The 15026-nt window shown below is 54.6% G+C and carries 15 protein-coding genes and 1 pseudogene; 6 read left to right on the top strand and 10 right to left on the bottom strand.

Annotated features, from left to right (window positions below; all coding sequences use genetic code 11):
• Positions 1-33: 33 nt before the first annotated feature.
• From fba to HMPREF9163_RS02650, 6 genes are all read left to right on the top strand, one after another.
• Positions 34-1026: a class II fructose-1,6-bisphosphate aldolase gene (gene fba / locus HMPREF9163_RS02675; RefSeq protein ID WP_009440106.1), complete on the top strand. Its 993-nt coding sequence runs from the start codon at positions 34-36 to the stop codon at positions 1024-1026.
• A gap of 194 nt (positions 1027-1220) precedes the next feature.
• Positions 1221-2450, top strand: coding sequence for an aspartate kinase (locus HMPREF9163_RS02670; protein ID WP_009440105.1), 1230 nt, complete (start codon positions 1221-1223; stop codon positions 2448-2450).
• A gap of 155 nt (positions 2451-2605) precedes the next feature.
• Entirely contained in the window at positions 2606-3847 is a 1242-nt protein-coding gene (locus tag HMPREF9163_RS02665; RefSeq protein WP_037345764.1) for an aminotransferase class I/II-fold pyridoxal phosphate-dependent enzyme, read from the top strand.
• Between the two features lie 145 nt (positions 3848-3992).
• A complete protein-coding gene (gene rplM, locus HMPREF9163_RS02660; RefSeq protein WP_009440103.1) occupies positions 3993-4418 on the top strand; it encodes a 50S ribosomal protein L13 in 426 nt (141 codons plus the stop codon).
• A gap of 26 nt (positions 4419-4444) precedes the next feature.
• Complete coding sequence (rpsI, locus tag HMPREF9163_RS02655; RefSeq protein ID WP_009440102.1) at positions 4445-4837, top strand: 30S ribosomal protein S9; 393 nt, start codon at positions 4445-4447, stop codon at positions 4835-4837.
• Positions 4838-4956: 119 nt separating this feature from the next.
• The gene (locus HMPREF9163_RS02650) at positions 4957-5400 is read left to right on the top strand and encodes an Rrf2 family transcriptional regulator (protein WP_009440101.1); all 444 of its coding nucleotides are present in this window, start codon (positions 4957-4959) and stop codon (positions 5398-5400) included.
• Here the strand turns inward: HMPREF9163_RS02650 and HMPREF9163_RS02645 are convergent.
• From HMPREF9163_RS02645 to HMPREF9163_RS02605, 10 genes and pseudogenes are all read right to left on the bottom strand, one after another.
• Complete coding sequence (locus HMPREF9163_RS02645; protein ID WP_009440100.1) at positions 5393-6682, bottom strand: DUF445 domain-containing protein; 1290 nt, start codon at positions 6680-6682, stop codon at positions 5393-5395. The two genes, HMPREF9163_RS02650 and HMPREF9163_RS02645, sit on opposite strands and share 8 nt — an antisense overlap.
• The gene (locus HMPREF9163_RS02640; protein ID WP_009440099.1) at positions 6679-7908 is read right to left on the bottom strand and encodes a DUF445 domain-containing protein; all 1230 of its coding nucleotides are present in this window, start codon (positions 7906-7908) and stop codon (positions 6679-6681) included. Before HMPREF9163_RS02640 ends, HMPREF9163_RS02645 begins: the two co-directional genes overlap by 4 nt.
• A 10-nt stretch (positions 7909-7918) precedes the next feature.
• Positions 7919-8803, bottom strand: a complete 885-nt coding sequence (gene galU / locus HMPREF9163_RS02635; RefSeq protein ID WP_037345758.1) for a UTP--glucose-1-phosphate uridylyltransferase GalU — start codon at positions 8801-8803, stop codon at positions 7919-7921.
• 82 nt (positions 8804-8885) lie between these two features.
• Positions 8886-8993, bottom strand: a pseudogene (locus HMPREF9163_RS12720) (secretion protein HlyD); the annotation flags it as partial.
• A gap of 47 nt (positions 8994-9040) precedes the next feature.
• Positions 9041-10108, bottom strand: a complete 1068-nt coding sequence (locus tag HMPREF9163_RS02630) for a tartrate dehydrogenase (RefSeq protein WP_009440097.1) — start codon at positions 10106-10108, stop codon at positions 9041-9043.
• Positions 10109-10142: 34 nt separating this feature from the next.
• The gene (locus HMPREF9163_RS02625; protein WP_009440096.1) at positions 10143-11348 is read right to left on the bottom strand and encodes a hypothetical protein; all 1206 of its coding nucleotides are present in this window, start codon (positions 11346-11348) and stop codon (positions 10143-10145) included.
• A 43-nt stretch (positions 11349-11391) separates the two neighbouring features.
• Positions 11392-12039, bottom strand: coding sequence for a hypothetical protein (locus tag HMPREF9163_RS02620; RefSeq protein WP_009440095.1), 648 nt, complete (start codon positions 12037-12039; stop codon positions 11392-11394).
• Positions 12036-12527 (bottom strand): CinA family protein, encoded by a 492-nt coding sequence (locus HMPREF9163_RS02615; protein WP_009440094.1) that lies wholly within the window; start codon positions 12525-12527, stop codon positions 12036-12038. Before HMPREF9163_RS02615 ends, HMPREF9163_RS02620 begins: the two co-directional genes overlap by 4 nt.
• Positions 12527-13855 carry a 30S ribosomal protein S12 methylthiotransferase RimO gene (gene rimO, locus HMPREF9163_RS02610; protein WP_009440093.1) on the bottom strand — a complete coding sequence of 443 codons (1329 nt, stop codon included), beginning with the start codon at positions 13853-13855 and terminating at the stop codon, positions 12527-12529. Before rimO ends, HMPREF9163_RS02615 begins: the two co-directional genes overlap by 1 nt.
• A 27-nt stretch (positions 13856-13882) precedes the next feature.
• On the bottom strand, positions 13883-14929 hold the full coding sequence (locus HMPREF9163_RS02605) for an ABC transporter substrate-binding protein (protein WP_009440092.1): 1047 nt from the start codon (positions 14927-14929) through the stop codon (positions 13883-13885).
• Positions 14930-15026: the final 97 nt, after the last annotated feature.

Genomic DNA, 15026 nt, shown 5'->3' with positions numbered 1-15026 from the left:
GGAATATTTTTAGCTTTAATAGGGGGTAATCACATGCCACTTGTCGGAACCAAGGAAATGTTTAAGAAAGCCTATGAGGGCGGCTACGCCATCGGTGCTTTCAACGTCAACAACATGGAGATCGTTCAGGGCATTACGGATGCTGCGGGAGAGCTCAAGTCCCCTCTGATCCTGCAGGTCTCCGCAGGCGCACGCAAGTATGCGCGCCATGAGTACCTTGTCCATCTTGTCAAAGCTGCACTCGAAATCAACGATATTCCCATTGCTCTGCACCTCGACCACGGCGCAGACTTCGATATCTGCAAGTCCTGCATCGACGGCGGCTTCACCTCCGTCATGATCGACGGCTCGCATCTGCCGTACGATGAGAACGTCGCTCTTGCAAAGCGCGTCGCAGAGTATGCGCACGCACATGGCGTCGTCGTTGAGGCAGAGCTCGGGCAGCTCGCCGGCATTGAGGACGATGTCAACGTCTCTGCAGAGGATGCATCCTATACGAAGCCCGAGGAGGTTCAGGACTTCGTCGAAAAGACGGGCGTTGACTCCCTCGCGATTGCAATCGGCACCTCGCACGGCGCGTTCAAGTTCACGCCGGAGCAGTGCACCCGCAATGCAGACGGTGTCCTCGTACCGCCGCCGCTCCGCTTCGACATCCTCGAGGAGATTGAGAAGCGCATTCCGGGCTTCCCCATCGTGCTGCACGGCGCTTCTTCCGTCATTCCGAAGTATGTGAAGATCATCAACGAGAACGGCGGACATATGCCGGATGCAGTCGGCATTCCCGAGGATCAGCTGCGCCGCGCGGCAAAGTCCTCCGTCTGCAAGATCAACATCGACTCCGACCTCCGTCTTGCAATGACGGCCGGCATCCGCGAGCACTTCAAGAAGGAGCCGTCCCACTTCGACCCGCGTCAGTATCTGACCGACGGCCGCAGCTACATCAAGGAGCTCGTCACCCACAAGATCAAAGAGGTGCTCGGCTCTGACGGCAAGGCTTCTGAAATCCAGGCGCTCCTCAACAAGTAAGATCGCCTCGTTCGCATAACGGAGTGAAAGCAATATGACCTTATTTCGTGTATGACATGAGATAAGGTCATATTTTTATTCCCGTATCCTCCCCATTCGGCTTCTGCTGTCTGGACAGTGCTCTGTTTTTACGCTATAATGCGTTCAGCATTCACCGTTATGGGAATCATATCAATACCATAGGGGGACATTATATGGCACTAATTGTAAAGAAATTTGGCGGAAGCTCCGTAGCGACGCCTGAAAAGATCAAGAATGTAGCAAAGCGGATTCTGAGCGAGAAAGCCCCCGACGACCGCATTGTCATGGTGGTATCGGCCATGGGCGATACGACGGACGATCTCATTGCGCTCGCGGGAGAAGTGGCAGAGAGCCCCTATCAGTACGCACGCGAGATGGATATGCTCATGACGACGGGTGAGCAGGTTTCCATCGCCCTCCTTGCGATGGCATTCCGCTCGATGGGGCAGCCTGCTGTCTCCCTCACGGGCGCGATGGCGGGCATGAAAACCGACAGTGCCCACACGAAGGGACGCATCCTCGGACTTCATCCGGAGCGAGTCCACGAGGAGCTTGACAAGGGCAATATCGTCGTGATCGCAGGATTTCAGGGAACGGATGAAAAGGGCAATCCCGTAACCCTCGGGCGCGGCGGCTCGGATACATCTGCGGTCGCAATTGCAGGCGCAATCGGCGCAGATGCCTGCGAGATCTATACAGATGTTGACGGCATATACTCTGCCGACCCGCGTATTGCGAAGGGCGCACGCCGCATGCGCGAGATCACCTACAACGAGATGCTCGAGATGGCACGCCTCGGCGCCGGCGTCATGCAGCCGCGTTCCGTGGAGATGGGACAGCTCTACGGCATCCCCATCCACGTCCGCTCGACCTTTACTTCGGAACCGGGAACCATCATTAGGGAGGAATACACAGTGGAAGAAAAGTCCTTTATCATTCGCGGCGTTACCCATGACGAGCATGTCTCGAAGATCACCGTACTCGGCGTATCCAATATCCCCGGTGTTGCGCACAAGATTTTCTCCGCGCTTGCAGAGGCAAACATTGACGTGGACATGATCGTGCAGAGCATTCGCAGCGCAGAGTCGAATATGACGGATATGGTCTTCACCGTCGCCACGATTGATGCCGAGGAGGCACGTCAGGTGGTCGAGGGGATCTCGGCTGAGATCAAGGCTTCTGCGGTTGCCATCGACAACGATGTGGCAAAGATCTCCATCGTCGGTGCGGGCATGCTCGGCAATCCTGGGATTGCCTCACGTATGTTCGGCGCACTCTCGCGTGCCGACATCAACATCGAGATCATCAGCACGTCTGAGATCAGTATTTCCTGCCTCATCAAGGGCGGCAGTGTAAAGGATGCAGTCAACCGCATTCACGACGAGTTCTTCCCCGAAGGCTAAGAATACTTGTATACACCCGCCCCTTCGGTGGACAGGGGCGGAACAAAACGATATCATCATAATGAATCCAAAGAAAGCACGGATGAATGAAGATCTGCCGCTTGGCGGACTTCATGATGTCCGTGCTTTCAAAACGAAAAGGAGAGCGTATTACAATGGCAATTCAGATGGCGGCATCCCACGCGGCTTCGAGGAGACTGAAGGACGCGATTTTCGGTGCCAATGCAGCGTGCCGCGCTGCAATCGCAGAGCATGGTGCGGAACGTGTGACGAATGCAACAATCGGCGCAGTCATGGATGACGAGGGCAAACTCGCCCACCTCCCCACTGTCGAGCGCGTCTTTCGCTCGCTGCCCGTTGAGGACTATATTGCCTATGCACCGATCTCGGGACTTCCGGAGTATCTGGAGGCGGCAATCGACATCACGTTTGCAGGCAATCGCCCGGACGGCTACCTCGCTGCGATTGCCACTGCAGGCGGAACAGGTGCGCTACGCACAGCCATAGACAACTATGTGGAAAAGGGCGATCAGGTACTCACCTCGGACTGGTTCTGGGGGACGTACAATGTCATCTGTCAGGAGCTCGGCTGCTCCGTGACGAATTTCCAGCTCTTTGACGCGGCAAACAATTTCAACCATGCGGCATTTTCCACAGCGGTCGATGCCCTCTTCAAGAAGCAGGACAGCCTCCTCATCATCCTCAACACACCGGCACACAACCCGACGGGCTACAGCCTCTCCTCGGAGGACTGGGCTCATGTACTCGACTGCGTGAAGAAGCACGCAGCCGCGGGCAAGAAGGTACACCTGCTCGTCGACATTGCCTACATCGACTTCGCAGGAGAAAAGCATGAAACGCGCGCCTTCATGCAGAAATTCGCCAATCTACCTGAAAATATCCTGACGCTTTTTGCCTTCTCCATGTCCAAGGCGTATACGTTCTACGGACAGCGCTGCGGCGCTCTCATTGCACTCTCTGCGAGTAAAGCGGTCATCGATGAGTTCGGCGAGATCAGCAAATATGCGGCACGCGCCACATGGTCAAACATCAACCGCGGCGCAATGACCCTCCTGACGCGCATTCAGCAGGATGCGGCCGCCTATGCCTCCTACGAGGCGGAGCGCAATGCCCTCTATCGTCTCGTCCAGGAACGTGGCGACATCTTCATGAAAGAGGCAGCGGCATGCGGTCTCCCCGCCCTCCCCTACAAGGGCGGCTTCTTCCTCGCCATCCCGGCAGCAGATCCGCAGGCAGTCTGCGATCTGCTCCACGAGGATCTGATCTTTGCCGTACCGCTCAAAATGGGCGTGCGCATTGCAGCGTGCTCCGTCCCAAGCACAAAAATGCACGGGATTGCAGAAAAAGTCAAGCGCGCAATGGATAAAATGCCTTGACATTCCGCTCAAAATCTCATAGAATAGCGACGTGTGATATTTTTCATGTAGCCATTAGCCCCGGAGACATGAGTGGATATTGCATCAACTCATAATCATTGAATGCTCTTACTCTCTAGGGGGGAATTACGTGAAAACCACGGTTATGGCAAAAGCCGCCGATATTGAACGCAAGTGGTATGTTGTAGACGCCGAGAACCAGACGGTCGGACGTCTTGCAGCAGAGATCGCGAAAATTCTACGCGGCAAGAATAAGCCCATCTATACGCCGCACGTCGATACTGGCGATTACGTCATTGTTATCAATGCTGAGAAAGTGAAGTTCACGGGAAAGAAGCTGACGGACAAGACCTACTTCCGTCATTCCGGCTATCAGGGCGGCACGACCTTTACGACCGCCGGCGATATGCTCCGCCGCTTCCCGACCCGTGTCATCGAGCACGCTGTCAAGGGTATGCTGCCGAAGAACAGCCTCGGCGCTCAGATCTTCCGTAAGCTCAATGTCTACGTTGGCCCGGAGCATCCCCACGCAGCACAGAAGCCTGAACCGCTGGCGTTTGATATTCGCTGAGTTTCATAAAAGGAGGAATCTGTTCGATGGCACAAGTCACTTACTACGGCACAGGTCGCCGCAAGACCTCAGTCGCACGCGTCCGCCTCGTCCCCGGCGACGGCAAGGTTACGATCAACGGTCGTGAGATGGCGGAATACTTCGGTCTCAAGACGCTCGAGCTGATTGTTCGTCAGCCGCTCAACCTGACCGAAACGGTTGATAAATACGATGTCATTGCCAATGTATCCGGCGGCGGTGCATCCGGTCAGGCCGGTGCAATCCGTCACGGCATCACGCGCGCACTCATCGAGATGGATGTAGAGCTGCGCCCTGCCCTCAAGAAGGCAGGCTTCGTCACGCGTGACCCGCGTGAGAAGGAGCGCCGCAAGTACGGTCTCAAGAAGGCACGTAAGGCGTCCCAGTTCTCGAAGCGCTAATATCGCATTGCAATACAAAATCCCTTCTTCAGCGAAGAAGGGATTTTTATTTGACATTTTCTCAGTTTTAACATATTATATTGCTATAAAAACTATGTTTTACTGAAAGAAGTGAGTTCATGAAAATCTCTGCAAAAGGTCGCTACGGAATCGCGGCCATGGTATTTCTCGCACGCAACTACGATGCGTCCTCCCCCATCACGATCATCAGTATATCGGATCATCTCGGTATCTCAAAGATCTACCTTGAGCAGGTCTTTTCCCTGCTCAAGCGCAGCAAGCTCGTCAACTCAATCAAAGGCTCTCAGGGCGGCTATCAGCTCTCGCGTCATCCGCGCGAGATCACGGCATACGACGTTCTCTCCTCCATCGAAATCTCTCTCATCGAAAAGACCGGATTGGCTTCTGAGAAAATGGATCAGCTGAATCATGTTCTCTCGCGCAATGTCTTCGATGTGTTGGATAAGAGCATTTACGAGACACTGAACGCGATCACATTGGAGGAACTCCTTACCGCTCTGAACCACGAGGAGAGCAGCGAAAACCTCATGTACTTTATCTGAGAATGTTCATGCAGACAAAGAGCAAAAGTCCGATACATCCACCCACGAGAGAGCCGTTGACGCGAATCCAAAGAAGATCCTCCTCCAACTTGTCGTAGATGAGATGATTGAGCTCATCGTCTGTGAGACGGGACAACACGTTATTGACAATGACACCAACGAGGGTCTGCGCATGGAGCGCAGAGCGCGCCAAGAGATCATAGAGTACCTTGGCGATGATCTTCTGCAGCTCCGTCCGCTCCTCTACGAGGAAGAGCATGTGCTGATATTCGAGGTGAAGGATGTTCTGCAGTTGTGTGTAAAAGGCGGGCATATGTTCCTCGATTGGATCGACCGCCCGATTCAAATCCATCTGAAAGTGCCTGCGCATCCCCTGAAAGAGTCGCGCGAGCGTTTCGTCAATCGGAAGCTCCTGTGCCAATCGCTCCTGCAGTTCGCGGGCAAGGTGCAACAGTTCATCATCCTGACGCAGGTCTGATATGCAATCGTGGAGAAGTGCCACGGCATTTTTCTGCAGGGGTGAGCCATCTCGCCCAAGCTCCTCCAGAACATTGCAGGTATGCCGCTGGATCAGCTCTGCTCCCTCGTCGAGGTTGACCGTATTCGTCACCTCAAGCAGACGTGATAAGAAGCCATCGCCGATCTTCTCGCGCTCGAGCTCTGCCAATGTCTCCCGAATCGAATGACGCGTTTCCTCCGCAGATACCTCTCGTGCAAGAAGCTGCGCGATCCGTGAGAGCGCCTGCCGATCCCATCCATTCTCTGCAGACAGCGTATCAAATCGGCGCATCGACTCCGACGGATCTTCACGCAGAATCAAAGCCTTGAGGCGCTCCGATAAATAGGCAATCGCTTTCTTATTGTTCTTCCGCAGAAATGAGGCGCGGATAAAATGCATGACTGTTCCTGTCAGCTGCTCCTCGGTTTCTTTTTTATGCAGAAATTCCTGCAGCATCGGGAGCAGATGAATCTTTTCGATGTGGCGGAAAATCTTGCGCCGCGAGAAGAACTCCTTCTGCACCATGACAACGATTGCATGGATGAAGCTGTCCCGCCTGCGCGGCAGGATTGCCGTGTGATACGGAAATCCGAGGGGCTTGCGAAAGAGCGCCGTGACAGCAAACCAGTCTGCAACGCCGCCGACCAGAGCCGCCTCACTGACCATGAGCAGCCCCTCCGTCCAAAGCGTCTGCGGGAAATGCAGATGCAATCCGAGGGAGAGCAGAAAGAACAGAAAAGAGCCCAAAAGAGCCGTATCGGCCTTGTTCCATGTGCGCGTCACAGGCCCCACATCCTTTCTGCAAATGTCACAATGAGCGACAGCCCCATACCGACGAATGCACCGACGATGGCGCCGTTCACGCGGATCATCTGCAGATCAGTATGCACCTTCCCTTCGACGAAGGTGATGAGCTCATCATCCGACTTCTGATTCAGATACTCCCGCACAAAGTCCGCAATCATCGCGTGATGCTTTTCCACCTCTCCGGCCGCGAGATCCTTCATCCAGCGATCTGCACGATTCTGCCACGCCTCCGAATGGACAAAGATGTCTATTTTTTCATTGAGGAGTTCCTTGACATACGGAACCCAAAAGGGATGGCTGCCCTTCATGCGATGTTCGATAAAGTCGGTGAGAATGGTCTCAATCTCGAGCTGCTCGATCACGTGAATCTTGTACCGATGAAGCTCCTCATACAGCTTCGGATTCGCACGCAGCCCGGTCACAAAGGAGACCAGAGCCTGAACACCATCCCGATGGCGGCGGTCATCCAACGCCGTTGCACAGGTCAGAATCTCCTCCAAGCGTACGGTCAGCCACTCCGCAATCATTGCATCGTCGAAAAAGAACAGGACAAAGGCACGTATCATCCCATCGCGTTCATATTCCGTGCGTATGGATGCGATGTTCTCATGGAGCATATCCTGAAAGACCTGCGTCCGCACGAGCCGCAGCCCCATGCGGATCAGCATATTGAAAATGCGATCTGCATGGGGCTCTTCTGTCAGCACGTCAAGGAGCTCTGCAAAGCTCTCCTCCAAAGGAAGTGCATGGAGTGCCTGAATCACGTATGGAGTCAGTTCCTTTGCGATGCTGCGACTGTCCACATCCGAGGAAACATGGCGGAGAATGTCCACTGCAGCCTCGACGAGGCGCTCACGTCCACCGCGATGCTGCAGATACTCTACGAGGAGCGCCCCGATTTTCTCGCGCTCAACAACATCCATGATATTCTCTTTGCTGAGCAGATCATCGGCAGAGAACCGCACAAGAGAGTCCATGATACGGGCGCGGTTGCGCCGAAGAATATCCGTGCGATGGGAGATGCCGAGCGGACGGCCGAAGATCGCCTTGACTGCAAACCAATCCGCCAGCCCGCCGATCGTCGCCGCCAGAAAACCGTGATGAATGGTTGTCAGTGCGAGCGAGCCTCCCTGCCCTGCCGTCCCGATGGCACCGATGACACTCAGCGCAAGCGCAAGATTTGCCTGATTTTCCTTCTGCAAGCCAATCGCCTCACAGTGTCTTTACGAGATCTTGCAGATAAGACTTAAAATCCGCACCGAGATCTTCGCGGCGCAGTGCAAATTCAACGGTCGCCTGCAAAAACCCCAGCTTATCTCCGAGATCGTAGCGCTTCCCTTTGAAATCGTAGGCATAGACAGCTTCTCGCTGCGCCAGCACCTTGAGCGCATCCGTCAGCTGGATCTCCCCGCCCTTGCCCGGCTTCGTTTCGCCGAGAATAGAAAATATCTCCGGGCTGATGATATAGCGCCCAAGCACAGCCATGCGGCTTGGCGCCTCCTCCAGAGACGGTTTCTCCACCATGTCGGAAACGCGCATGAGGCGCGGATTCTCCAAAGTCTCCCCCGCAACAATACCATATGATGAGACCTGCTCATCCGAAACCACCTGACAGCCCAGAACAGAGGCGCCGGTCTCCTCATAGACATCAATCAGCTGTCCCAGAGCCGAACGCTCGGGATGGTAGACAACATCATCACCGAGCAGGACAGCAAAAGGCTCATGCCCAACAAAACTGCGCGCGCAGAGGATGGCGTCGCCCAATCCGCGCATATATTTCTGCCGTACATAGTGAACGTTCACATCGGTGGTCTCGCGAACGAGGTTCAACAGATCATCTTTTCCCTTGCGCGCCAGCTCGTGCTCGAGTGCAGGCGCGGAGTCGAAGTGATCCTCGATGGCACGCTTTCCATGACCACTGATGATGAGGATGTCCTCGATACCGCTCGCGAGTGCCTCCTCCACAATATACTGGATGGTCGGCTTGTCTACAATGGGCAGCATTTCCTTCGGCGTTGCCTTCGTCGCAGGGAGGAACCGCGTTCCGTAGCCTGCGGCGGGAATAACGGCTTTGCGTATGCGCTGTTTCTCTTTCATCTTATGTACTCCATCCATCATGTAAATAGAGCGCGAGGCGCACAGCTCCCCGCGCTTTTCATACAAATTTTCAATTAGCGTTTTAAGGAAGCACTGATAAATTCAGCACCGTCATCTTAACGCATCTTTTTTGCCCGCACTTCGTCGGCAAATCCTCCACATAGCCCTCGCTATGCGTCCGGTTTGCCTCCTAGTTCGGACGAAAAAATCTACGCCAATCTGACGGACTTCATTTTATCAGCAATTCCTTAATATCTCAAGGACGGCGTCGCCGATCTCCGCGGTCTTGGCATGCCCACCAAGATCGGGCGTCAATATCCTTCGCTCCACGAGCAGTGTCTCAATCGCAGTGAGCAGACGCTCTGCCCATACTGGCTCTCCAAGGAATTCCAACATCTGACTGACCGACCAGATGGATGCCAGAGGGTTTGCAATCCCCTGTCCCGCAATATCCGGTGCACTTCCGTGGATCGGCTCGAACATCGACGGATACTTCCGTTCGGGATTGAGATTCGCACCAGCTGCGAGTCCCATGCCGCCTGCAATCGCCGCACCGAGATCCGTCAGGATGTCGCCAAAGAGATTGCTTGTCACGACAATCTCGAAGCGCCCCGGATCTTTGACAAAGAACATACTCGCCGCATCGACAAGAAGACTGTGTATCTCAACATCGGAATACTCTTTGCCGATCTCCGCGAAAATTTCATCCCAGAACACCATGGAGTAACGGAGTGCATTCCCCTTGGAGATCGAGGTAAGCGAGCGTTTTTCACGACGTGCGAGCTCGTAGGCATAACGTATGACACGTTCGCAGCCATGACGTGAGAAGACGCCTGTCTGCAGTGCCACCTCACGCTCCGTTCCCGTGTAGAGATGTGCGCCAACATTCGCATACTCCCCCTCGCTGTTCTCGCGCACAACAATCATATTGATGTCATCCGCTGAGACATCGGCAAGCGGACACGGAGCTCCCTTCAGGAGACGTACGGGACGAAGGTTGATGTATTCATCGAATCCACGGCGAATCCGAAGTAGGAGGTCCCCTAGGGATATGTGATCCGGTACCCCGGGGTAGCCAACGGCTCCAAGATAGATGGCATCAAAATCCTTGAGGCGATCCAGACCATCCTCCGGCATCATTTCTCCCGTCTTCAGATAGTATTCACAGCCCCACGGGAAATCCTCAAAGGAAACGGAGAATCCCCCATCCATCTGAGCGATGCCGGAAAACACCTTCTTCCCTTCAGCAATGACCTCGGGGCCTATGCCATCCCCCGCAATGACTGCGATATCAAAGTACTTCATGGATTTCCCTCCCGATCAATTTCCATAAAATTGATTAGAACGCGTCCGCAATCGTCTTGATCAGCAGAGCTTCCTGCTGGCGCGGCAACCCACTCTGATGCAGTGCACGTCCGAAACCAATGAGGAAGTCGATCTTCTGAAGCCGCGTCAGCGTTGTATTCTCACGCAGCACCTTCGTAATCGCCCGCATTCCCGCAACGCTCGGATCCCGCTGCAGCTGAACCTCCATCGCAAGCTGACCTGCAAGGATGTGGCGGCGTACCTCATCCGAAATACCCGCGAGATCTGCCTCCGAGTTCTGAGGAATCTGTCTTGGTGCCAGCTCCGGAATCCCATCGGGACGCACAGAGTGCTCCACGGCAGGTGTGTGATCCTTTACGGGGGCGACGGCAGGACGCTGTGCATTTGTACTGTCCAGAGCCTCGAAGCGCTCCGGCTGTTTCGCTGCAGCTCCGTTCTCGGCGGGAGGTGTCAGAGAGAATTCCCTATGAGGAAGCTGTGGATAGCGCTGACGCTCGGGACGCTGTTCTGCCTCGGGCGCAGAGACAGGGGGGCTTGTCGGCAATACAGAGGCATTCTGCCCTGTCTTTTCTGCCTGCCGCTCCATGACGGGAGGCGGCGCAATCGGCTGTACGGCGGCAGAGTCTTGCCGCATCGCATGCTGCTGCCCCGACGCAGGCGGCACATTCGTCTGTGGAGGCACGGATGCATCTGCTGCGTGGGGATTCATCACAGGCCGCTCACTGCTTGGGACAAGCAGTCTTTTCGGCTTTAGCGGCGGCGTCGGACGATTCATATTCACGTCCCCAACCAGCTCCTGCACAGGGCGCCCTTCTTTTGCCGCCAGCTTCTCCTCGCGCTTGATGTCCTCCGCCGTAATGATGACAGGCTTCGCCTTTTGTGCGGAAAGACTAAAGGACGGATCCCCATTTCGTGCGGCAAGACGTGCATCTACGCTGTCCCAACGAAGGCGTGCCGGCTGGGATGCCGCTTTTGCCACAGGCGGTGCCGTCGCGGCAGTCACCGATTCTTTCTTCTGCGCCGATATGGATGCTTCATAGCGATTCGGAGCCGCGGTCTCCTCGACCGCAGGCTTTTGTGCAGGATCTGTCACCAATCGATTGGCGTGAAATAGTTCCTGCGAATCCACAGTACCCGGTGTAGCAGCATATGCCGTACCCGATGAGAGCGTAAGAAGCACCGCAGCGGTGAGCATTGTTCTCTTCGATGACATCTTCATTGATATTTCTCCTTCAATTCTCTCACTCTATGAAAGCAACTGCTTACTGCAGTGCCTGCATCGTACGTGCGCCCGCCAAAAAGGCAGAGACAGAGGAGGCACGCAGCTCCGGATTGTCGATGAGCTCGAGTCCATAACGCATACCGTTTGCACCGCGGAAGAAGAGCACCGCCATCTGGCTGTCCGCCTTTGCCGTTGCATCCGGTGTGCCATCGCCATCCTCATCAATCTCGATCTCCTTGGCAGTCGTTGCAAAGATCGCCTTGTTATCCTCTGTCAGATTGATGAGCATAATCCCTTCATATCCGTTGCTGCCCATAATCCCCTTGAGAAGCTCTACCGACTCCTCCGGGCTGATCGCATTGAGGTTAGGGACGCCGTCCTCCGGGAATGCATTCACGTGAATAACCCACGCGTGTTTGATATAGTAATCCTCGTTCTCGAAAATCAAAACCTCACCTTCGTGCCCATCAAGCTCGACTGAGGGGATAACGAAAGCAGGTTGTTTGGGGCACATAATGCGATAGCCGTATGATCTGCTCTCATATGCATAGGGCAGTTCGGAAGGCGCGGTCTCGCCTGCGCTCTCTTGAACAGCCTGCACCGTCTCTTCCGCAAAGGCATGAGGTACAGCAGAGAGAACTACCATGGCACCAATGGCTACGGCTATTTTTCGGTATCTCTTTATCATAGGAAACTCCTTATCAGATCGTGTATCATAGAAAGTGCTTTTTCGACAGCTGCACGCTTATTCTCTAGCCGTGTTCCGGAGAAATTGTTTTTTGCGACAATCGTATGCATTCGATCGGCTATGGCAATATAAACTAGACCGACCGGCTTTTCCTCCGATCCGCCGTCGGGGCCTGCAATGCCCGTAATGCCGACGCCAATATCAGTCTGCATGAGCTGTCGCACCCCCTCCGCCATCTCCCGTGCCGTCTCCTCAGAGACAGCACCGTATTGTGAAAGAGTCTCCTCGGAAACACCAAGAACACGCGACTTCACATCATTTGAGTAGGAAACGACGCTGCCCATGACGTAGTAGGAGCTGCCTGGAATATCCGTCAGCGTACTCGTGAGGAGTCCTCCGGTACAGGACTCAGCACAGGCAATCGTAAGTCCGCGCGCGTACAGATCCCTCCCCAACTTATCAGAGAGCATTTCATATGCAGACTCCATCAATGCACCCTCTCACCCACAATATCGTAGGTAAATCCCTGCAGCAGACGGACGCGGACAATCTCACCAACTTGGCTCTCGGCATCTCCCTCGATATAGATCTGTCCGTCCACCTCGGGTGCCTCCCGATAGGAGCGTCCGACAGCGATCGCCTGCTGCTCCGCATCGCGCCCTTCGATCAGAACATCCATCTCCTGATCTTCAAGGCCGATATTGATCTCTTCGGAGATCTTGCTCTGCAGGCTCATGAGGTCATGATAACGCTCCTGCATGACCTCCTCGGAGACCTTCTGCGCCATCGTGGCTGCAGGCGTATCCTCCTCCTCGGAGTAGGTAAAGATTCCCACCTTATCAAAGCGCTGCTCCTCCACAAAGGAGCGGAGTGCTTGATAGTGCGTGTCCGTCTCTCCGGGGAATCCGACGATGAACGTCGAGCGGATTGCAACGCCGGGGATGCGCTCACGCAGCTTTTTAATCAGCTTCTCTACGCCCTCACGCGTATCGGGGCGATTCATTGAACGCAGCAATGCATTATGTGCGTGCTGCAGAGGGAGGTCGACGTATTTTACAACCTTGGGCTCGCTTGCAAACACTTCAATGAGCTCATCCGTGAAGTACTTTGGATAGCTGTAGAGTACGCGAATCCATGCAATTTTCTCAATCTTCGCCAGCTCCCGCAAAAGTGCAGGAAGCATCGGCTTTCGATAGCGATCGAGACCATAGTTTGCGCTGTCCTGCGCGATCAGGACGATCTCACGCACGCCACTCTCTGCGAGTCCGCGTGCCTCTGAGAGAATATCCTCCATCTCCCTACTGCGAAAGCTGCCACGAATGAGTGGAATCGCACAGAACGCACAGCGATGATCGCAGCCCTCGGCGATCTTGACATAGGCGGTATATTGGGGCGTCGTGCGCAGACGCGGCGTCTTGGCATCATAGATGGTCTCGTCCTTGCCTGAGATCAGAAGACGCCGCCCTTTCAGCGTCTCTTGGATGACCTCCATGATACGCCCCCATGCCCCTGTCCCAATGATGGCGTTCGCCTCTGGGATCTCATCGAGCAACTGCTGTCCATAGCGCTGCCCGAGGCATCCTGCAACAATCAGGCTCCGACAGCGCCCCGTCTCCTTATAGTCCGCCATGCCAAGCACGGTTGTGATGGATTCTTCCTTCGCGGACTGGATGAAGGCGCAGGTGTTGACGATCAGGATATCCGCCTCCGCAGGCTCATTGGTGATCTCAATCCCGTGCTCCTGCATGATGCCGAGCATGACCTCCGTATCAACGAGATTCTTTGCACAACCGAGACTGATAAAACCTGCTTTCACTGATAAACTCTCCTCCGGCTTTCGTTATTATTCGTAGAACCGCACCTCTTTGATCCAGCGATCCAGGAGGATCTCCTTTTCCTCCTTGCTGAAATACGGCCTGTTTCTAAAAATGTTGATATTCTTCCCTGCAAACATCTGATAGGAAAGCGTCATTGGATTCGTGGTGAGGAAGTAGAACCGATGCTGTTCCAGCGAGAGCTGCGCCTCATCCGTCAGCAGCCAGTCTGCAAAGACCTCTGCCGCGCGTGCATCGCGCTCCGACGCACGAAAGGCAATGCCCGTCCCATAGATGACCGCCGACGTGCCGTCCACGGGATAGAGAATGCGGATGGGGTACTCGTCATGCACATAACGGAGTGTCTCGCTCAGAACCGCCACCGAGAGATCTACCTCCCCCATCCCCGCCTGCCGTACCGGCGTGTGCAGGTATTTGGAATACTGTATGATCTTCGGCTGAATCCTGCGCCAAATCTCAAATGCGCGCTGATCACCGTACTCGGCAATCATGCTGTAGAGCAGATTCGACGAGGCATCTGCCGCCATGAAATCCGTGGTTCCGATGCGGATGTCACGCTGCTGTGTGAGCTGCTGCCAAGAGTTCGGCAGATCGAGATGCGTCCGCAGATAGTCCTGATTTACGGCAAAGACGACAGGATCATACCAGACTCCTGTCCAATAGCGGTTCGGATGGCGGAATGAGTCCGCAACCTGATCGCTCTTCTCCGAGATATAGGGTACAAGATAGCCTGCTGCAGCAGCGCGGTCAAGCGTCTCACGATCCGTCAGGACAAGCGCAGCCTTTCCATCCCCCTCCTCACGGGATTGGTCATTGAGACGCTTTAGAATCTGTTCGGAGGACAGCTGAACGAAATTGACACGGATATTATGCTCTTTTTCATACTCCTCGGACAGAACCGCCGCAATCTCTGCGGGGAGTGATGTATATGCTGTCAGTTCCTGCATGGGATGGCGTTTCACCGTAGGCGAACCGGACGAGAGAAATGCCGACCCTGCAGCAATTATTGTCACGAGAAGAGCAATCACGACAATAAATAGCGTATACCGCTTCATGAGGCTTCTCTTTCTTTACATTGAAGAATCTAAACTCTCTCCATTATAAACAATTCGCCGAAAATCCACAAGGTATTTTATCCATCCCCCACTGCGG

Source organism: Selenomonas sp. oral taxon 138 str. F0429, assembly GCF_000318175.2.
Taxonomy (GTDB): domain Bacteria; phylum Bacillota; class Negativicutes; order Selenomonadales; family Selenomonadaceae; genus Centipeda; species Centipeda timonae.
The sequence above is the reverse complement of the archived record's forward strand: the minus strand, read 5'-3'. Positions and strand labels throughout refer to the sequence as shown.